General features: G+C 71.0%; 13 protein-coding genes, 1 tRNA gene, 1 other RNA gene and 3 pseudogenes. 12 read left to right on the top strand and 6 right to left on the bottom strand.

Features of this window, described 5'->3' with window-relative positions:
• Window positions 1-120: 120 nt before the first annotated feature.
• Complete coding sequence (locus JN350_RS15590) at window positions 121-795, bottom strand: SDR family oxidoreductase (RefSeq protein ID WP_205462761.1); 675 nt, start codon at window positions 793-795, stop codon at window positions 121-123.
• 37 nt (window positions 796-832) lie between these two features.
• Between JN350_RS15590 and ffs the strand changes: the two genes are divergently transcribed.
• The 12 genes and pseudogenes from ffs (at window position 833) to JN350_RS15530 (ending at window position 15,404) form a co-directional block, all read left to right on the top strand.
• Window positions 833-929, top strand: an RNA gene (gene ffs, locus JN350_RS15585) — signal recognition particle sRNA small type.
• A 410-nt stretch (window positions 930-1,339) separates the two neighbouring features.
• A pseudogene (locus JN350_RS19770) lies at window positions 1,340-3,196 on the top strand (DNA polymerase III subunit gamma and tau); the annotation flags it as partial.
• Between the two features lie 1,093 nt (window positions 3,197-4,289).
• Entirely contained in the window at window positions 4,290-4,889 is a 600-nt protein-coding gene (recR, locus tag JN350_RS15575) for a recombination mediator RecR (RefSeq protein WP_111084231.1), read from the top strand.
• A 116-nt stretch (window positions 4,890-5,005) separates the two neighbouring features.
• Window positions 5,006-6,269 (top strand): annotated as a pseudogene (locus JN350_RS15570) (aspartate kinase).
• 34 nt (window positions 6,270-6,303) lie between these two features.
• Window positions 6,304-7,355: pseudogene (locus JN350_RS15565) on the top strand (aspartate-semialdehyde dehydrogenase).
• Between the two features lie 77 nt (window positions 7,356-7,432).
• Window positions 7,433-8,920 carry a malate:quinone oxidoreductase gene (locus JN350_RS15560; protein WP_205462760.1) on the top strand — a complete coding sequence of 496 codons (1,488 nt, stop codon included), beginning with the start codon at window positions 7,433-7,435 and terminating at the stop codon, window positions 8,918-8,920.
• A gap of 46 nt (window positions 8,921-8,966) precedes the next feature.
• On the top strand, window positions 8,967-10,073 hold the full coding sequence (locus tag JN350_RS15555; RefSeq protein WP_205462759.1) for an Rv2578c family radical SAM protein: 1,107 nt from the start codon (window positions 8,967-8,969) through the stop codon (window positions 10,071-10,073).
• Between the two features lie 153 nt (window positions 10,074-10,226).
• Window positions 10,227-11,444: a sensor histidine kinase gene (locus JN350_RS15550; RefSeq protein ID WP_205462758.1), complete on the top strand. Its 1,218-nt coding sequence runs from the start codon at window positions 10,227-10,229 to the stop codon at window positions 11,442-11,444.
• Entirely contained in the window at window positions 11,441-12,655 is a 1,215-nt protein-coding gene (locus tag JN350_RS15545; protein WP_205462757.1) for a hypothetical protein, read from the top strand. Before JN350_RS15550 ends, JN350_RS15545 begins: the two co-directional genes overlap by 4 nt.
• Before the next feature lie 55 nt (window positions 12,656-12,710).
• On the top strand, window positions 12,711-13,343 hold the full coding sequence (locus JN350_RS15540) for a response regulator transcription factor (protein WP_111084224.1): 633 nt from the start codon (window positions 12,711-12,713) through the stop codon (window positions 13,341-13,343).
• Window positions 13,343-13,969 (top strand): thymidine kinase, encoded by a 627-nt coding sequence (locus JN350_RS15535; RefSeq protein WP_205462756.1) that lies wholly within the window; start codon window positions 13,343-13,345, stop codon window positions 13,967-13,969. Before JN350_RS15540 ends, JN350_RS15535 begins: the two co-directional genes overlap by 1 nt.
• Window positions 13,970-14,348: 379 nt before the next feature.
• The gene (locus tag JN350_RS15530) at window positions 14,349-15,404 is read left to right on the top strand and encodes an LLM class flavin-dependent oxidoreductase (RefSeq protein WP_205462755.1); all 1,056 of its coding nucleotides are present in this window, start codon (window positions 14,349-14,351) and stop codon (window positions 15,402-15,404) included.
• 81 nt (window positions 15,405-15,485) lie between these two features.
• Here JN350_RS15530 and JN350_RS15525 read toward each other — a convergent pair whose 3' ends face one another.
• The 5 genes from JN350_RS15525 to JN350_RS19765 form a co-directional block, all read right to left on the bottom strand.
• Complete coding sequence (locus JN350_RS15525; RefSeq protein WP_205462754.1) at window positions 15,486-16,103, bottom strand: response regulator transcription factor; 618 nt, start codon at window positions 16,101-16,103, stop codon at window positions 15,486-15,488.
• Complete coding sequence (locus tag JN350_RS15520) at window positions 16,100-17,149, bottom strand: sensor histidine kinase (RefSeq protein WP_205462753.1); 1,050 nt, start codon at window positions 17,147-17,149, stop codon at window positions 16,100-16,102. Before JN350_RS15520 ends, JN350_RS15525 begins: the two co-directional genes overlap by 4 nt.
• 150 nt (window positions 17,150-17,299) lie before the next feature.
• Window positions 17,300-17,373: transfer RNA gene (locus tag JN350_RS15515), tRNA-Pro, on the bottom strand.
• Between the two features lie 90 nt (window positions 17,374-17,463).
• Window positions 17,464-18,420 carry a metallophosphoesterase gene (locus tag JN350_RS15510; protein ID WP_205462752.1) on the bottom strand — a complete coding sequence of 319 codons (957 nt, stop codon included), beginning with the start codon at window positions 18,418-18,420 and terminating at the stop codon, window positions 17,464-17,466.
• Entirely contained in the window at window positions 18,417-19,457 is a 1,041-nt protein-coding gene (locus tag JN350_RS19765) for a PASTA domain-containing protein (protein WP_240347358.1), read from the bottom strand. Before JN350_RS19765 ends, JN350_RS15510 begins: the two co-directional genes overlap by 4 nt.
• Window positions 19,458-20,129: the final 672 nt, after the last annotated feature.

Below are 20,129 nucleotides of genomic sequence, written 5' to 3'. Positions count from 1 at the left end.
GTGCGGCCTGGGTGGGCTGGTGCGGGGTTGGTGGCTGGGTGCGCGCTTGTGGCGCGGCACGGAGCGTGCAAGCTCGCACGGGGGTGAGGAGGTGCGCACGGTGCGGACGAGGCGCGCGCCTCAGGACAGCGCGTCGAGGGCCGCGGGGATCGGCGTGTTCCCGCTCGTGACCTCGAACTGGACACCGACGGCCGAGTCGTCGAGCAGCGCGTGCAGTACGACCGTGGCGACGTCGGCCCGGGGGATCGAGCCACGCGGTACGTTGCGCCCGACGTCGACCGTCCCCTGCGGCGGGGTGTCGAGCAGGCCGCCCGGACGCACGATCGTCCACCGCAGCCGTCGGGCGCGCAGGTTCGCGTCGGCTTCGGCCTTCGCCCGGAGGTAGACCTGGAACACGGCGGCGTCGTCCTTCGCGGGGACCACCGCGGCCTCGGCATCGTAGGTGTCCGCCGCCATCGCCGAGACCATCACGTACCGGTCGATGCCGGCGCGCTCCGCGGCGTCCGCGAGCAGGATCGCGCCGTCCCGGTCGACGGTGAGCTTGCGCTCCGCACCGCTGTTCGGCCCGGCGCCGGCGGCGAACACCACGGCGTCGACCCCGCGGAGGCGCAGCGCCAGGTCGTCGTCGCCGAGCTGTTCGAGGTCCGCGACGATCGCCGTGGCGCCCTGCTGCTCCACGTCGGCGACGTGCGCGGGGTTGCGGACGATCGCGACGGCGTCGTGTCCGGCGTCGGTGATCTGGCGGGCGAGGAGCAGTGCGATCTGGCCGTGTCCTCCGGCGATGGCGATCTTCATGTGTCAATCCTGCCTGGTCGCATCCGGTAGAGTTGTCGGCGGCTCCTCACGTGACGCCATCCAGGTGAACTCCCCCAGGGCGGAAACGCAGCAAGGGTAGCCGGGCTCTGGCGGGTGCGTGAGGAGTCTTTTCTGTCTTCGTAGGGGGAGCCGGGGCTGTGTCCGTCTCCTGCGTGGGTGCGTGAGGAGTCTTTTCTGTCTTCGTAGGGGGAGCCGGGGCTGTGTCCGTCTCCTGCGTGGGTGCGTGAGGAGTCTTTTCTGTCTCCGTAGGGGGAGCCGGGGCTGTGTCCGTCTCCTGCGCGGGTGCGTGAGGAGTCTTCCTCGGTCTGCTGGGGCTCTCCCGCCTGGCCAGGGGCGCCCGCCGCCGCAGCCGCGGCTGAGCCCGAGCAGCGTCCCGCACCGCGCCTCCTGTCCGACCCCGTGTCGGCCGGGAGGCGCGGTGCCGTCCGTGCGCTCGGCCCACCCTGCGCAGGCGGTCCGATCCAGTGCCCGTGGACCTGTGGAGGGGCACGCGGGTGTCGGTCGTCCCGGCTACCCTGGTCGCGTGGTCACCGCCCTGTATCGCCGTTACCGGCCCGAGAACTTCGCCGAGCTGATCGGGCAGTCGCAGGTCACCGACCCGCTCCGCACGGCGCTCCGCACCAACCGCGTCAACCACGCCTACCTGTTCAGCGGCCCGCGTGGCTGCGGCAAGACGACCTCGGCCCGCATCCTGGCGCGGTGTCTCAACTGCGCAGAGGGGCCGACCGACACCCCGTGCGGCGTCTGCCCGAGCTGTGTCGAGCTCGCGCGCGACGGCAGCGGTTCGCTCGACGTCATCGAGATCGACGCCGCGAGCCACAACGGCGTCGACGACGCGCGCGACCTCCGTGACCGCGCCGTGTTCGCCCCCGCGCGTGACCGCTACAAGATCTTCATCCTCGACGAAGCGCACATGGTCACCCCGCAGGGGTTCAACGCCCTGCTCAAGCTGGTCGAAGAACCCCCGGAGCACGTCAAGTTCATCTTCGCGACGACCGAGCCGGAGAAGGTCATCGGCACCATCCGGTCGCGCACCCACCACTACCCGTTCCGGCTCGTGCCGCCCGCCGTCATGCTCGAGTACATCGAGCAGCTCTGCACGCAGGAGTCGGTGACGGTCGCACCCGGCGTCCTGCCCCTGGTCGTGCGCGCCGGCGGCGGTTCCGTCCGCGACACCCTGTCCCTGCTCGACCAGCTCATCGCCGGCAGCGAAGACGGCGCGATCGCCTACGAGCGCGCGGTCGCCCTGCTCGGCTACACCGACGCCGCGCTGCTCGACGACGTCGTGGACGCCCTCGCCGTGGCCGACCCGGCCTCCGCCTTCGCCGCGATCGACCGGGTCGTGCAGACCGGTCAGGACCCGCGTCGCTTCGTCGAGGACCTGCTCGAGCGGCTGCGCGACCTGATCGTCGTCGCGGCGACGAACGAGAGCGCCGCAGCGGTCCTGCGCGGTGTCTCGCCGGACGAGCTCGACACCATGACCCGGCAGGCCGGCGTCTTCGGTGCCACCGGGCTGTCCCGTGGGGCGGACATCGCGAACAAGGCGCTGACCGACATGACCGGAGCGACCTCGCCCCGGCTGCACCTCGAGCTCATGACGGCGCGCATGCTCGTGCCCGAGGCCGACGACACCCAGCGCGGGGCCCTCGCTCGGGTGGAGCGGCTCGAGCGCCGAGTCGGTGTCGGGGACGCCGGCGGACACCAGGCACCGTCCGGCGCGGTCGCAGCGCAGGGGTCGACACAGCCGGCCGCCACCAGCCCGGTGCCCGAACCGGCCCCGTCGTCGGCTGCGGCGCCGCGTCGGCAGGAGCCCGCCGCGCAGCAGGTCCCCGCGGCCCAGCAGGCCCCGGCGGCGCAGCAGGCCCCGGCGGGGCAGCAGGCTCCCGCCGCGGCGTCGGTGAACCCGGCTCCGGCGGCGCAGTCCGACGCCGGCAGTGCGGCACGTGATGCCGCAGCCTCCTGGGCTGCCGCCGTCCCGAGCGCTCCCGAGCCCGCTGCCCCGACCGCCCGGGCCGCCGAACCGGTCAGCGCCTCGTCACCCGTCAGCGCCTCGTCACCCGTCAGCACCTCGTCACCCGTCAGTGCTTCGTCACCCGTCAGTGCTTCGTCCACGGGCCAGGGCACGACGATCGGTGACGAGCCGGCGGTCCGGACCGTCGGCGCCGTGGGCTTCCAGCAGATGCGCGACGCCTGGCCGCAGATCGTCGAGCACGTGCAGCACGCCAAGCGGTCGGCGTGGTCGGTGGTCGTCACCGCACAGGTGACCGCGCTGCGCGACGACGTGCTGACCCTGACCTTCCCGAGCCAGCAGGACGTCGCCTCGTTCAAGGAGATGTCCGACCCCTCGGCCAGCGTCAGCGAACTGCTCCGCGCCGCGATCATGGACGTCATCGGGCTCCGCGTGAAGTTCGTCGCCCGCGGTCCCGGGGGTCCTGGTCAACAGCGCACCCCGGCTCCCGCACAGCAGCCGTCCGCCCCGGCCGGCCGTCCGGCGCCGGCGAGCCAGCCCGCTGCGCAGCCACAAGCGCAGCCGCAGGCATCGTCGGCACCGCAGTCCGCCGCGCCCGCTCCGTCGTCGGCTCCGGCCTCCGACGCTGCTGCAGCCACCGGTGACGGCCCGGTCGCCCCTGCCGAGGCCGCCGCCTCCGCAGCGCCCGCCACGACGGCGGCACCCGAAGCCGCGGCGTCCACGCCGGAGTCCATTCCCGCCGCCACCGAGCCGGAGCCCCGTCCGGCGCAGGCACCTGCTCCGGCGCAAGCACCCGCTCCGGCGCAGGCACCCGCCCCGGCATCGGCACCCGCTCCCCAGCAGGCACCGGCTGCCGAGCAGGCGCCGGCTCCCGCTGCTGCGTCGGCACCCGCTCCCGCGCAAGCACCCGCTCCCGCGCAGGCACCCGCTCCCGCGCAGGCGCCCGCACCGTCCGGCGCACCCGTGACCGATTGGGCGGTCGCCACGATCCCCGCCAGCGACCCCACCGCCGACGCCGTGCCCGAGTCCGTCGAGCCCGGCTGGGCGGCACCCTTCGGCACCGCCCCGGCCGCCGCGCCCGTCGCCCCGGCCGAGTCCGTCGATCCGCAGCAGCCCCGGTCCGAGGCGCCCGCGCAACCCGCCGGTGCCACCGCACCGCAGGGGTGCAGCCGACCGACGGCGGTGTGCAGGCGGCGTCGTCGACGGTCGCCGCGCCTCCCGGAGGACCCGTCGTACCGGGCGTGCCCGTCGACGACTACCCGCTGGACGACGAACCGTACGACGACGGCGCGCCGTTCCCGGACCCCGGTCACGGTCGATCCGCCGCAGCGCCCGCGCAGGCGCCGGCCGCCCCGCGCGCGCAGACCGCTCCGCCGGCCGCGCCACGGACCGCACCACCGGCACGTCGTGCGCCGGTCGCCGGTCGCTACGGCGAGGCCGTCGTGCGTGAGATCCTCAATGCCCAGTTCATCGAGGAGACCGCTCTCCACCAGGACGGTGCCTGATGTACGACGGGATCGTCCAGGACCTCATCGACGAGTTCGGTCGCCTGCCGGGCATCGGCCCGAAGTCGGCGCAACGCATCGCGTTCCACATCCTGCAGACCGAGTCGTTCGACCCGTCGCGGCTGTCCGAGCTGCTGGCGGACGTCAAGGAGCGCGTGCGCTTCTGCGAGATCTGCGGCAACGTCACGGAGAACGTCCAGTGCAGCATCTGCCGCGACCCGCGCCGGTCGCCGGCCACGATCTGCGTGGTGGAAGAGGCGAAGGACGTCGCGGCGATCGAGCGCACCCGTGAGTTCCGCGGGCTCTACCACGTGCTCGGTGGCGCGATCAGCCCGATCGACGGCATCGGCCCGGACGACCTGCGGATCCAGCAGCTCATGACCCGCCTGGCCGACGGCACGGTCGAGGAGGTCATCATCGCGACCGACCCCAACCTCGAGGGCGAGGCGACGGCGACCTACCTGAGCCGGCTGCTCGTCCCGATGGGCATCCGGACGACCCGGCTGGCCTCGGGTCTGCCGGTCGGCGGTGACCTCGAGTACGCCGACGAGGTCACGCTCGGCCGTGCGTTCGAGGGCCGGCGCGTCGTCGGCGGCTGAGCCCCACGCAGGATCGTTGCGTCTGGGGTGGCTCGCACGCAACATCCTCGAAACACCGACTACCATTGTGAGACCGCGTGACCTCGCGGTGTCGCCGTCTCCGGGAGTACCAGCCAGTGGCCTTGATCGTGCAGAAGTTCGGTGGATCCTCCGTCGCGGACGCCGAGAGCATCAAGCGCGTGGCGAAGCGGATCGTCGAGACGAAGAAGGCCGGCAACGACGTCGTCGTGGCGGTCTCGGCCATGGGCGACACCACCGACGAACTCGTCGACCTGGCGCACTCGGTCACCCCGATCCCCGCCGGCCGTGAGCTCGACATGCTCCTGACCGCGGGGAGCGCATCTCGATGGCGCTGCTCGCGATGGCGATCAAGAGCCTCGGCGTCGAAGCCTCGTCGTACACCGGCAGCCAGGCGGGCATGCTCACCGACGCGCAGCACGGCAAGGCGCGCATCGTCGACGTCACCCCGAAGCGCGTGCGCGAGGCGCTCGACTCCGGCCACGTCGCCATCGTCGCGGGGTTCCAAGGGTTCAACCGCACGACGGGCGAGATCACCACGCTCGGCCGGGGTGGCTCGGACACGACCGCCGTCGCGCTCGCCGCCGCGCTCGACGCCGACGTCTGCGAGATCTACACCGACGTCGACGGCATCTTCACCGCCGACCCTCGTGTCGTGCCGAAGGCCCGCAAGGTCGACCGCATCACGAGCGAGGAGATGCTCGAACTCGCGGCGTCCGGCGCCAAGGTCCTCTACATCCGTGCCGTCGAGTACGCCCGCCGGCACGGCGTCACCCTGCACGTCCGGTCCTCGTTCAACAACACCGAGGGCACCATCGTCTACAACCCTGCCGAGGGGAAACCGTGGAAGAACCGATCATCACCGGGATCGCCGGAGACCTCTCCGAGGGGAAGATCACCGTCGTGGGCGTCCCGGACCAGCCGGGCAAGGCCGCCGAGATCTTCACCAACGTCGCACGCGCCGGGGCGAACATCGACATGATCGTCCAGAACGTGTCGGCGGCGTCGACCGGGCGGACGGACATCTCGTTCACCCTGCCGAAGGACCAGGGCCAGACCGTGCTCACGGCGCTCGAGGTCGCGAAGTCCGACATCGGGTACGAGAGCATCCAGTACGACGACCAGATCGGCAAGCTCGCCCTGGTCGGTGCCGGCATGCGCACCAACGCCGGCGTCTCGGCGAAGCTCTTCCGCGCGCTGCACGACGCGTCGATCAACATCGAGATGATCTCCACCTCGGAGATCCGCATCTCGGTCGTCACCCGCGCCGACACCCTCAACGAGGCGATGCGGGTCGTGCACAGCGCGTTCGACCTCGACGCCGATGCCGAAGCCGTCGTCTACGCCGGCACCGGCCGCTGACCCACGCTGACCCGCTGACCCCCAGGAGCACCGCATGAGCACCCTCACCGTCGCCGTCGTCGGCGCCACCGGACAGGTCGGCGCCGTGATGCGTCGTCTGCTCGAAGAGCGCGCGTTCCCGGCCGACCAGGTCCGGTTCTTCGCGAGCGCCCGGTCCGCCGGCACGACCCTGCCGTTCCGCGGCGAGCAGATCGTGGTCGAGGACTCCGAGCTGGCCGATCCGTCGGGGATCGACATCGCCCTGTTCTCGGCCGGCGCCACCGCCTCGCGGGCCCTCGCGCCGAAGTTCGCCGCGGCCGGGGCGCTCGTCGTCGACAACTCGAGCGCCTGGCGCATGGACCCCGAGGTCCCGCTCGTCGTGAGCGAGGTCAACCCGCACGCGATCGACCAGGCCCCGAAGGGGATCATCGCGAACCCCAACTGCACCACCATGGCGATCATGACGGTGCTCAAGGTGCTGGACACCGAAGCCGGGCTCCGCCGTCTGGTCGCGACGACCTACCAGGCCGTCTCCGGCTCCGGGCTCGCCGGTGTCGAGGAACTGCTCGGCCAGGCGCGTGCCGCCCTCGAGCAGGACACCGCAGCGCTCACCCACGACGGTTCCGCCGTGACGTTCCCCGAGCCGGTCAAGTACGTCCGCCCGATCGCCTTCGACGTCGTGCCGCTCGCCGGCAGCATCGTCGAGGACGGCCTGGGGAGACCGACGAGGAGAAGAAGCTCCGCAACGAGAGCCGCAAGATCCTCGAGCTCCCCGACCTGCTCGTCGCCGGCACGTGCGTGCGTGTGCCGGTCTTCACCGGCCACTCCATCTCGGTGCACGCCGAGTTCGAGCGTCCGCTGTCGCCCGAGCGTGCGACCGAGATCCTGTCGAGCGCACCCGGTGTGGAGCTGTCGGACGTGCCGACGCCGCTGCAGGCCGCCGGCCAGGACCCCGCGTTCGTCGGCCGCATCCGTGCCGACCAGTCCGCGCCCGAGGGTCGTGGGCTCGCGCTGTTCGTCAGCAACGACAACCTGCGGAAGGGTGCAGCGCTCAACGCGGTGCAGATCGCCGAGGCGATCGTCGCGCGCCGTACCGTCGCCGCGTAGCGGCACGGCCGCACGCGGCGACTCGGTCTCCGCGCGCGGCTGACCGGCCTGTCGGTCGACGCCGGTAGGATCGACGGGTGGCAGTGAAGCAGGTGGACCCGATCGATGTCGTCCTCGTCGGGGGAGGCATCATGAGCGCCACCCTCGGCGCGATCATCCACCGGCTCGAGCCATCGTGGAAGATCCGCGTCTACGAGCGTCTCGGCGCCGTCGCGCAGGAGTCCTCGAACCCGTGGAACAACGCCGGCACCGGGCACTCCGCGCTCTGCGAGTTGAACTACACGCCCGAGCTCGCCGACGGTCGCGTCGAGATCGCGAAGGCCGTCACGGTCAACGAGCAGTTCCAGGTCTCGCGGCAGTTCTGGTCGCACCTGGTCGAGACCGGCGCGCTGCCCGACCCGTCCAACTTCATCAACCCGACCCCGCACATCTCCTTCGTCTGGGGCGCGGACAACGTCGAGTACATGCGCAAGCGGTACGAGGCGATGCGGGGGCACCCGCTGTTCGCCGGGATCGAGTTCTCCGACGACCCCGCCCAGATCCGCAAGTGGGCACCCGTGCTCATCCCCGGCCGCAAGAAGGACCAGCCGATCGCGGCGACCTACTCGGCGGCGGGCTCCGACGTCGACTTCGGGTCGCTCACCCGACAGCTGTTCGACCAGCTCGAGCTCGACGGTCTCGAGTTCGAACCGAACCACCAGGTCAAGAACATCTCGCGGGGCAAGGAATTCGACGGCTGGGCGCTCGACGTCCTCAACGAGGTCGGTCGGTCGACGCAGAAGATCGCCGCGAAGTTCGTCTTCGTCGGTGCCGGTGGTGGGGCCCTGCAGCTGCTGCAGAAGTCCGGCATCCCGGAGATCCGCGGGTACGGCGGCTTCCCGGTCTCCGGCGAGTTCCTGCGCACCGACGATCCCGAAGTCGTGCAGAAGCACGCCGCCAAGGTCTACGGCAAGGCCAGCGTCGGTGCGCCGCCGATGTCGGTGCCGCACCTGGACACCCGCATCGTCGACGGCAACGCGTCGCTGATGTTCGGGCCGTACGCCGGGTTCAGCCCGAAGTTCCTGAAGCAGGGGTCGCTGCTCGACCTGTTCAAGTCGATCCGACCGCACAACCTGCGCCCCATGCTGAGCGTCGCGTTCTCGAACTTCGACCTGGTGCGCTACCTGATCGGCCAGCTGCTCGCCTCGAAGCAGACCAAGTTCGACGCGCTGCGCGACTTCATGCCGAGCGCCGAGCCGGAGAACTGGCACAAGATCATCGCGGGCCAGCGGGTGCAGGTCATCAAGCCGGACAAGGACAAGGGCGGGGTGCTGCAGTTCGGTACCGAGGTCATCACGGCTGCCGACGGTTCGATCGCCGGGCTCCTCGGGGCCTCGCCGGGGGCGTCGACCGCGGTGCCGATCATGCTCGGCCTGCTCCGGAAGTGCTTCCCCGACCGTTGGGACGCCTGGCAGGACGCGGTCCTCGAGATGGTCCCGACCTACGGGCAGGACCTCGGAGACGACGCCGCCCTGGCCGATGCCACCCTCGAGCGCACGGCGAAGGTGCTCGGACTGCACCACTGACCAGCTCCGGCTTGCGGCCCGTTCGAACATGTGTTCGAATGACGGCATGCGGTGGAGTGGACAGGCGATCGATGCCGAGCAGAGCGACGCGCTGCCGGGCATGGAGTCGAACAGCGGGTTCGTCCGCAGTGTGACGACGCCCGAGTTCGCGGGCGTCACGTTCCACGAAGTCCTGGCGAAGAGCGCGCTGAACCGGGTGCCGAGCGCCGACGGTTCCGGCACCTACGGGTGGACCATCAACCCGTACCGGGGGTGCAGCCACGCGTGCGTGTACTGCTTCGCGCGGCCGACGCACACCTACCTCGAGTTCGACGGCGGCGCCGACTTCGACCAGCAGATCGTCGTGAAGACGAACGTGGCCGACGTGCTGCGGCGCGAGCTCGGCAAGCCCACGTGGGACCGCCACCCGATCGCGCTCGGCACGAACACCGACCCGTACCAGCGGGCCGAGGGGCGGTACCGACTGATGCCCGGGGTGATCCAGGCGTTGGCGGACAGCCGCACACCGTTCAGCATCCTGACGAAGGGCACGCTGCTCCGGCGCGACCTGCCGCTCCTGGCCGAGGCGGCGAAGGTGGTGCCGGTCGACCTCGCGATGTCGATCGCCGTGTACGACGACGACCTGCAGCAGTCGGTGGAGCCCGGCACGCCCACGACGGCCGCGCGGCTCGCCACCGTGCGGGCGATCCGCGACGCCGGGCTCGACTGTGCGGTGTTCCTCATGCCCGTGCTGCCGTACATCACCGACACCCGTGCACACCTCGACGACGCCGTCGGTCGGGCTGCGGCGGCCGGCGCCACGAGCGTCATGTACTCCGCGCTGCACCTGCGGCCGGGCGTGAAGCCGTGGTGGTTCGAGTGGCTCGGACGCGAACGGCCCGACCTGGTGGCGCGCTACCGGGCGATGTACCTCGACAACACCTTCGCGCCGAAGGACTACCGCCGGTGGCTGTCGGAGCGCATCCGACCGATCCTGGCGGCGCACGGCGTCGGCCTCGGGCGGGTCGACCCGGCGACAGGGTCGATGGGCTTCTCGGACCCCTCGACGGTGCCGCAGGAACAGTCGATCCCCACGGCCTCGCCGCTCAAGCGTGCGGATCCGGGCTTCGACCGCCGTCTGCTCCGACCGGTCACGACGCAGACGTTGTTCTGAGCACCGAGGTGCGCGCGTTCGGGGGACATCGGTGCGTCGTGGGGGCCGGTATCATCGACCGGGTCGCCGAACGGACGCTGTTTCGGGGTACACGGTCAGCACCGAGGTGTTTGATCGTGGGCGGCATTCCCGCCACCCGGAAGGACCCATCTCGTGCTCGGCATCCCCACGCACCTCGCTCCGCGAGTGAACGCGTGGTCGACGGTGCGGGCCTTCCACGCCGGTGCGATCGGGTCGCTGGTGGCGGCGGCGATCGCGCTGTTGCTGTACCGGCTGTCCGAGCCCGACGTACAGGTGATCAGTGCGGTCCTGGCGCTCGTCCCGATGCTCGGCATGATCGGCGTGCACGTGCAGTTCGGCACGTGGCGCTCCGCGGTCGCGTTCCTGGTCGTCGGCGGCGTCTGCGCCTGGTGGTTCGCGATGGTCGTGCAGCAGCAGGTCCCGTTGGGCTGGGTCACCTCGTACCTGTTGTCGTTGGCGGTCATCCCGCTCATCCTGGTCGGCGGTGCCGGCGCGTTGCCGAGCCGCGTGGTGCTGTGGTCCTTCCTCGGGTTCCTGACCGGTCGGGCGGCGACGTGGATCGCGGTCGTCCAGGCCGACGGCCCGCCGCGTCCCCTCGTGCTCGCCTGGGTGACGCTCGGCTTCGTGGTCGTCCTGGTGCTGTTCACGAGCCGGAGCACTGGTCGGTCGGAGCGGGTGCAGCCGGAGCTGCTGCGGTCGGCGCGTGAGGAGCACGTCTCCGCGTACCGTGCCGGGGTCGAAGCCGAGGCCGCTGCGATCCTGCACGACACCGTCCTGAACCACCTCAACGCGATCGCCCTGGCTCCCGACGGGCCGATGGACCCGCACCTGGCGCGGACCGTCGAGGCCGACGTCGCCGTCCTGACCGGCAAGGGATGGCTGGCACCGGACGCCCGGCAGCGACCGGGTGCAGCGGTCGACGCGTTCGCCGTCATGGTCGACGAGCACCGTGCGGCCGGTCTCGACGTCACGGTGTCCGGCGACCCGTCCGCACTCGACCGGCTCGACCAGCGTGCCGTCACCGCGCTCGTCCGCGCTGTGGGGCAGTGTCTGGCCAACGTCCGCAAGCACGCCGGTGTCGACGCGGCCGAGGTCAGCGTCTTCGACGACGGTTCATCGTGCACCGTGATGGTGGTCGACGACGGTCGTGGTTTCGACGAGGACTCCACGGGCTCCGACCGGATGGGCCTGCGTGGCTCCGTCCGTGACCGCATCGGTCGGGTGGGCGGCGACGTCCAGATCTGGTCGTCACCCGGTTCGGGGACGAGCGTGATGATGACGGTGCCGTTCGGACCGGTCACCCCCACGACCGACGCCGCGGCCCCTGACGTGCAAGGAGCCGACCGGTGAGCGCCACGGCCGAGGCCCGTCGGACCGCGCAGCAGTACGACCCGCTCGGCGCGATGGGGTCGCGTCCGCTCGCGATCGGGCTCGGCGCCGCCAGCATCGTCTGGGCGCTCCTGGTGTCCGTGTTCGACCGTGACGTCGTGGGCAGCCCCACCCTCAGCGCGCTCACCGTCATCCTGGTCGCGGCGTCGGCAGCGGTCGTCTTCACCGCCTCGAGTCCGTTCCGCGCACCGTTCCCGCGCTGGGCGTTCGTCGCGCACGTCGGCCTGCTCGGCCTGGCGGCGGTGACGAGCGTCGCCGCGCAGTGGGGACCCGATCGCAGCGCCCTGAACGACTTCATGTCGCTCATCACCGCGACCGGCATCGTCATGGTCGCGCCGTACCGGCCGTGGACGGACCTGACCATCGGCGGCGCCCTGCTCGCCGTCGTCAACGCCGTGACCTGGGGCGTCGGCGCCGCGACGTTCCCGCACGAGATCCCCGTCGCCGTCGCAGCCTTCCTGGCGGCGGCGCCGACCCTGGTGCTGACCGCTGCGTCGGCCGTCTTCGCGTGGACGTTCGCGGGCCTGGCCGAGCGGGTGCAGATCCGGGCCGGTTCCTACTCCGTCGAGCGTGCGGAGCGGGACGGCATCGCGGCGAGCGTGCAGCAGGACCGGTCGACGATCCTCGCCCGCGACGTCGCGCCGTTCTTCGCCGAGCTGCGCACGCGGGATGTCATCACCGACGCCGACCGCGAACGGGCACGACTGATCGCCGACGGCATCCGCCGGGCGATGGTCGCCGACGCGGACCGCACCTGGTTCGAGCAGGCCGTGCGGGTCGAGGGCGCAGACGCCCCGGTCGTCGACGACCCGGACGGGCTCACCGCGTTGCTCGACGCCGACCAGCGCTCCGTGGTGCGGACGTTCCTCCGGGCGGCCTTCCGTGCCTCGACCGTCGACCCTGCCGGGTTCCGCGCAACGGTGCGGCGCGCGGACGGGCAGGACGGCGCGGCCACCCGCGGCGATCCAGCACGCGCCGACCCGGCCCGCACCGACCCTGCCCGCGGCGCCCGCGTGCTGCTCGCACTCGACCTCGCCGTGGCCGACTCCGACATCGGGATCCACCACACCTTCGACCCCTACTTCGCCGTCCTCCGTGTGACGTTCCCCGACCTCGACGTCGCGGTTCGTCCGTCCGCCCTCGCACTAAGGTTCTCCTATGACCAGCACTGACCCGAACAGGCTCTCGGAGGGGTCCCCGTCCCTCCCGAACCCGGGGGCACGACGTGTGCGGTTGGCCATCCTCGACGACCACGAGGTGCTGCTGGACAGCCTGTCGAGCTGGATCGCGGTGAACGCGTTCGACTTCGACCTGGCCCTGACCGCGCACACCTGGCTCGAGATGGTCCACAGCGACAGCTTCCCGACCGACCTGGTGTTCCTCGACTTCCAGCTCAAGGAACCCGTCTCGATCGAGGCCCGTGTCCGCACCTGCCGTGCCGCCGGCGCGAAGGTGATCGTGCTCTCCAGCGTCGACAGCCGCGAATCCCGCGACCGTGCCCTGGCAGCAGGCGCCGCGGCGTTCCTGTCGAAGTCCCTGCCGATGCGCGAGGTCATGGACGTCGCCCGCGAGATCATGGGCGTCGCACGCGAGACCCCGCAGCCGCGCGAGTGGCGTCCGCTGCCCACCGGCGCGGCCGCACACCAGCGTCCGAAGCTCAGCCACGGCGAGGAAGAAGCGCTGCGGCTGTACGTGTCCGGCTACTCGACCAACGAGGTCGCCGCGCAGATGAACGTGCAGTACGAGACCGCGAAGACCTACCTGCGCCGGGTCCGCGAGAAGTACAGCAAGGTCGGCCGTCCCGCCTCGAAGAAGTCCGACCTGATCCGGCGGGCCGCCGAGGACGGGTTCCTCGCGTAGTGGCGAAGCTCTACTTCCGCTACGGCGCGATGAACAGCGGCAAGAGCACGGGGCTCCTGCAGGCTGCTTACAACTACGAAGAGCGCGGTCACCGGGTCCTGCTCGCGAAGCCCGCGGTGGACACCAAGGGCGACCGTGAGATCGTGTCCCGCCTCGGTGTCACCCGCACCGTCGACCTGGTCTTCGCCCCTGATGCCGACGTCCGGTCCGCGGTCGCCGCGGCCGGCGCCGTCGACCCCCAGTCCGACCGCCTCGACGGCATGGTCCGCGCCGTCAGCTGCGTGCTGGTCGACGAGGCGCAGTTCCTCACCCCGCGACAGGTCGACGACCTGCTGCGCATCGCGGTCCTCGACGAGATCCCGGTGATCACGTACGGCATCCGCACCGACTTCCGCACCGAGGCGTTCCCGGGCAGCGCACGTCTGCTCGAGGTCGCACACTCGCTCGAAGAGCTCAAGACGATCTGCCGGTGCGGTCGCAAGGCCGTCTTCAACGCCCGCACCGTCGACGGCCGGTTCGTCTTCGACGGCTCGCAGGTCGCCATCGACGGCGTCGACGTGGCCTACGAGTCGCTCTGCGCCAACTGCTACCTGACGGAGTCCGGCGGCCGGCTCGACGGCGCCTGAGCGGTCGCGCCCGTCGGCCGGTCACGACACCCCGCTCGGGTTCGTCGAGCGGTCGCGTCGCGTCGGCGGTGCGCTCGTCGGGCGACCGGACGTGACCGGTCCGCGCGGTGCGCGCAGCACGTCGTGACCGCTCGGCGTCCGAGACGCGACCGCAGACGGCCTGGAGGCGCGGTGCAGCCCCGCCACGGGCCTCCCGGCCGTCGCGCCTGACGTCCAAGGCGCGCCGCATGCGTCCGCCGTTCGGTCGCGAACCGTCGCTTGTGCGACGTCCGGGCGACGCCTGGTGACCGGTCGGCTGGCGGACGACGGCGTGTCCTGACCGGTGGAGGAGGCGGTCTCGTCGTGGAATGCGTGTGCCGCGGCGCGCGTTGGTGACCACATGAGCGACGACACCCTGCACCTGTCCGTCCTGGACCTGGCGACGCGCGAGTACGGCCAGTCCAACACCGAAGCCCTGCAGGGCTCGATCGACATGGCGGTCCACGCCGAGAAGCTCGGCTACGAGCGGTTCTGGGTCGCCGAGCACCACGGCATGCCCGGCATCACCTCGTCGGCCCCCGCGGTCCTGCTGAGCGCCGTCGGCGCGGCCACCTCGACCATCCGCATCGGTTCCGGCGGTGTCATGCTGCCGAACCATGCACCCCTCGTCATCGCCGAGCAGTTCGGCACGCTCCGTGCGCTGTACGGCGACCGCGTCGACCTGGGGCTCGGCCGTGCGCCGGGCACCGACGGGGCGACCGCGATGGCGCTGCGCCGCACCGACCGGCTCGACGTCGACGACTTCCCGGACCGCCTCGCCGACCTGATCGGGTTCTTCACCGGCATGGACGAGTCGAACCCGCTGTCCCGCATCCGTGCCGTCCCCGGGTTCGGCGACGTGCCGGAGTTCTGGCTGCTCGGTTCCTCCGGGTACAGCGCGCAGGTGGCCGGGGCGCTCGGCGTCTCGTTCGCCTTCGCCCACCACTTCGCGTCGGACAACACCGAGGCGGCGCTCGCGCTGTACCGCGATTCGTTCCGGCCCTCGCGGTTCCGCCAGACGCCGAACGCACTCATCGGCGTGCAGGTCGTCACCGACGAGGACCCGGCCGTCGTCGACGAGCAGAGCGCTCCCGGGATGATCTCGTTCATCCGGATGCGGCAGGGGGCGAAGCCCGAGCCGGTCTCGATGGACGAGGCCCGTGCGTACGAGTTCAACGACCTCGAGCGTCGGTTCATCGCCGCGCGGACCGAGCGCCAGGCGTACGGCACCGCCGACCAGGTGGCGGACAAGATCAACGCGCTCGTGGAGTCCACCGGGGCGAACGGCGTGATCGTCGCGCCGGGGGCTGCGCAGGCGCGGTACCGGCACCAGGCGCTCGACGTCATCGCGGGGTTGCACGCCGCGGGGCGGCTCGTGCCCGCGGGTGCGTCGGCGTCCGCGGGGGCGTCGGTCTAGTTCGAGTTCGCTTGGTGAGCAGAAATGGTCGGGTCGCCGTCGGGCACCCGACCATTTCTGCTCACCAAGTGGAGCGGAGCCTCAGGTGAGCAGGCCCAGGCGCGTCGCTGCAGCCACGGCGCCGACCCGCGAACCGACGTCGAGCTTGCGGAACACGTTGTAGACGTGCCGCTTGACCGTGCCGATCGCGAGTTGCAGGTCCGCCGCGATCTCGGCGTTGGTGCGTGCGGCCGCCAGGAGCCGCAGGACCTCGAGTTCGCGGTCACTGAGCGGTGAGCCCGCGCGGGCCTCGCTGACCAGGTCGATCGGGAACGTCACCGGCGCGGCGTCGGCGTGCGCGGCCCGTGCGATGCGGTTGACGAGCTCGCGGCTCGGGGTGTCCTTCGTCACGAAGTCGACCGCGCCGGCGTCGAGCAGTGTCCGGCGCAGGACGGCATCCCGGTGCATCGTGAGCACCACCACGCGGATGTCCGGACGGGTTCGGCGCACCGTGGCGATCGTGGTGCGAGCGCGTCGGCCGTCGAGCTCGACGTCGAGGAGCAGGACGTCGATGGCGGCAGCCTCGGGGGAGTCGAGGACGTCGGACGGACGCTCGCCGTGTGCGACCACACGGATCGTGGGGACGGCCGCGAGGATCGTGGCCAGTCCTTCGCGGAACAGCTGGTGGTCGTCGACGATGGCGACATGCGTGACGGTCACAGCGTCCCCCTCGGGATCGTCAGGCGGACGGTGGTGCCGGAACCAGTGCCGGTGTCGGTGCCGGTACTCGGGGTGCTCTCGACGTCGAGTCGCGCCCCGATGACGGCGGCTCGCTCGCGCATGGTCTGCTGCCCGAGGCGCCCATCAGTGTCGGCGGCGGGGTCGAAGCCCGGACCGTCGTCGGACACCGTCACGACGAGGGCGGCCTGGGTCCACGCGAAGTGCACCTCGGCGGCGGAGTCCGCAGCGTGCTTCCGCCGGTTCGTGAGCGCCTCGAGCAGGATCGTCAGTGCTTCCTCGGCCTGCCAGTTCGGCAGGTGCTCGGGCGTACCCGTGGTGCTGAACGACAGACGGTCGTCGTCGGCGAACAGGTCCCTGGCGTGCCGGGCGACCGCATCGTCGAGCAGGGAGTCGCCGACGCGGGCGTGCAGGCTCACCGCGAGGTCCTGCACGTCGCCGAGTGCTCCGCGCAGCAGCCGTGCGGCGTCGTCGAGTTGGTCGGCCCGTTCGCCGGCCGGGGGATCGGTCAGCAGCACCAGGTCGAGTCGCTGCAGCCCGGCGAGGATGCCGTGCGCCACGCGGTCGTGCAGGTCTCGGGCGATCTGCGTGCGGGAGTCCAGGTGCGCCGTCGTGACGCGCTGGCGCAGCGCTTCCGTGTAGGCGACGGCCCCGGCGGGGAACCGGCTCCAGATGCCCGCATGCAGGGCCCGGGTGGCGCGCAGGACCTCGGCGGTGGACTCCGCGCGGACCTCGTCCACGAAGACCGGCAGGTAGGCGTCGAAGAGCATCTCCGCGGCGAGCATCGCGCCGGCCGGGTGCTGGGACTGCTCGGCGTGCAGAGAGCCGGTGGCCAGGTGGTCCGGATCGAGGTACGCGCCGCTCACCACGCTGTCCTCGGCACCGGCGACGTAGCGCTCGTGTGCCTCGGCGACCATCGACGTCACGTTGTCGACGAGGTTCCGCGTGAGGACCGGGTCGTCGGCGAGCTCGGGGAACTGTGCGGCGATCCGTTCGAGGACCGGGCGGAGGTGGTCGGTGCGTGACATCGCTGTCGAGGCTAGCCGCGTCGTCGCAGCCGGAGGAGCAGCGGTCACGTCGTGTGTCGGAAGGTGTAGTACCGAGCGCCCCACCGTGAACAAGAAGAAGGCCCCGGTTCCGGAGAACCAGGGCCTTCTTCGTACTGTCTCAACACAGTGTCGGGGTGACAGGATTTGAACCTGCGACCTCCTCGTCCCGAACGAGGCGCGCTACCAAGCTGCGCCACACCCCGCGGTGTGATCACTCCGTACCGGAGCAACCCGACAATACTATCCGATGATCGGGGTGCTCACGACCATCCGGCGAACTCCCGGGCGCGTCGTCAGGAGGTGCGGGCGGTGAGGGTGACGACGACCGCCTCGGGGCGGCAAGCGAAGCGCACGGGCGCGTAGATCGAGGTGCCGAGACCGGCCGAGACCTCGAGCCACGACCAGTGGTTCCGGTGCTCCCACTTGTGCAGTCCGCTGACGTACCGGCGGGGCAGGTCGCTGTTCGTGACGAGGGCACCGACCCCGGGGACCTGGACCTGGCCGCCGTGCGTGTGCCCGGCGAAGATGACGTCTGCGCCCTGGGTGACGAAGGCGTCGAGCACACGGCGGTAGGGCGCGTGCGTGACACCGATCGCGACGGGAGTGGGGCCGTCCTCGTCCTCTGACCAGGGCACCTCGCCGCGCATCTCGTCGACGTTCGTGGGGAGCAGGTCGAGGCGGTCCCAGTCGCGGTGGGCGTCCGAGGTGCCGAACAGCTCGAAGCGCGAGCCGCGGAGCTCGACGGCGTGGGCGTGGTCGTTCAGGTCGAGCCAACCGAGGGACTCGAAGAACGCCGTCTGCCGGTCGATGTCGAGTTCGACGGGCTTCGCTCCGCCGTGCATCCGGCTCGGACCGGAGAAGTACTTCAGCGGGTTGCGCGGCGACGGCCCGAAGAAGTCGTTCGACCCGTACGCGAAGACGCCGGGGACGCCGCGGAACGGCTCCAGCGCGTACTCCACGGCGGCATTCGCCGTCGCGTGTCCGAGGTTGTCACCGGTGTTGACGATGAAGTCCGGCTCGACCAGCGACAGGTCGCGCAGCCACTGCTGCTTGTCGGCCTGCCACGGGGCCATGTGGATGTCGGAGAGATGGAGGACGGTGACGTCACGCGACCCCGGCGGGAGGACCGGGACGGTCTCCCACCGGATGCCGAAGCGTCGGCGCTCGACCAGGGATCCCCAGGCGAACGCAGCGGCGCCGACGGCCGCGCCGGCTCCGATGACCCCGAGGGCGGCGCGGCCGCGGGTCACTTGCAGTCCTTGGGCGCCTTGCCGTTCTTGTCGCCGTACAGCGTCAGCGTGACCGTCGAGCCCTTGCTGGCGTCCGTGTGCACGCCCGGGTCGACCGCAGCGACGCGGCACTCCTTGTCCCCGCCGCCCTTGGCGAACTGGTCGGAGATCGCGACGTTCGTCAGTCCGACCTCGTTGAGCTGCGCGCGGGCGTCGGCGAGGGGCTTGCCGGTCACCGAGGGGACCGTGATCTGCGAGCCGTCGGAGGTGTACACGGTGACGCTCGAGTTCTTCGACAGAAAGGAACCCGCCGACGGGGACGTCGAGGTCACGGTGCCGGCCTTCTGGGCTCCTGGCTGTGCGCCACCGTCCACGTACGTGAACCCAGCTGCTGCCAGCGTCGCCTTGGCATCGGCGGCCGACTTGCCCGACACGTCGGGCACCGGCGAGCTGTTGCCCCGGATCGAGGTCGGCGACGGGTCCGTGAACGCTCCGCCCGGGTAGGCAGCGTTCACCGGTGTCTGCGCCTGCCGCCAGACCTCCGCTCGGGTGCCCGCGTACGTCCCGTTCACACCGTTGCTGAAGTGCCGGAGGTTGATCTTCTTGCCGTCGGTGTTGCCCTGCCAGTAGGCGGTGGCGACCCGGGAGCTCGCTCCGACCAACCAGATCTGCTCCGCCTCGTCGGTGGTGCCGGTCTTGGCGAACAGCTGCTGGCCATCGGGCGTCTGAGCACCCCGTGCCGTACCGCTGGTGATGGTGCGCTTCATCGCGTAGACGGCAGTCTGGGCGACAGCCGGATCGATGGCTTGCTTGCAGCTCTTCTGCTGACCGCCGAGCTTCTTGCCGTCAGCGTTCGTGATCTGCTCGATGGCGACGGGAGCGCAGTAGATGCCGTTGTTCGCGATGGCCGCGTACGCGGCAGCCATCGTCATCGGCGCGATCTCGTTGGTTCCGAGGATGAAGGACGGGTTGTCGCGGAGCTCGGTGCCGTCCGCACGGTGCACACCGAAGTCTTGAGCGATGTTCTTGATGTCGCAGAGGTCGAGCTTCTGTGCCATGGAAGCGAAGGCGCCGTTGATGGAGCCAGCCGTCGCTCCGAGGACGCTGTAGTTGCCGTTCTCGCCGGGGAGTCGTTCGACACATCGAACCTGGTGTAGTCGGTCTCACCACATCGGGTCCACGGACTGACGACGCGCGCCGTACCGTTCACCGTCTCGTTCAGCCCGTGCCCGGTCTTGATCCAGTCCAGCAGCGTGAACGCCTTGAACGTCGAGCCGGTCTGGAAGCCGCCGGAGTTGCCGTACTTGTAGTCGACGCTGTAGTTGATCGAGGTGGACGTCGGCGCGGACTTCAGGGACTGGTCGTAGTCCTTGTTCTGCGCCATCGTCAGGATGCGCCCCGTGCCGGCCTCGATCGAGTTGAGCGTCGCACCGAGTGCCAGGCGGGTCTCGGCCTTGTTGTCGTACGTGTTGAGCAGCTGCTTCTGCTCGGCGTTGAGGTCGATGTTCAGCGTCGTCTGGATCGAGTAGCCACCGTTGCGCCACGCGGTGTCGCGGGCCTTCTGCGACGAGCCGAGCTGCGACATCTCCTTGACGACCTTGACGGCGTAGTCGCAGAAGAACTGCGAACCGTCGCCCACCGACGCCCGGCAGCCCTGCGAGGGAGCGGTCAGGTGGACGTAGTCCTTCGGGTTCGCCGCGATGGCCTGGTCGTACTCGGCCTTCGTCAGG

This window comes from Curtobacterium sp. 24E2 (genome assembly GCF_016925595.1).
Lineage (GTDB): Bacteria > Actinomycetota > Actinomycetes > Actinomycetales > Microbacteriaceae > Curtobacterium.
This window is presented reverse-complemented; position numbering and strand designations above follow the sequence as displayed.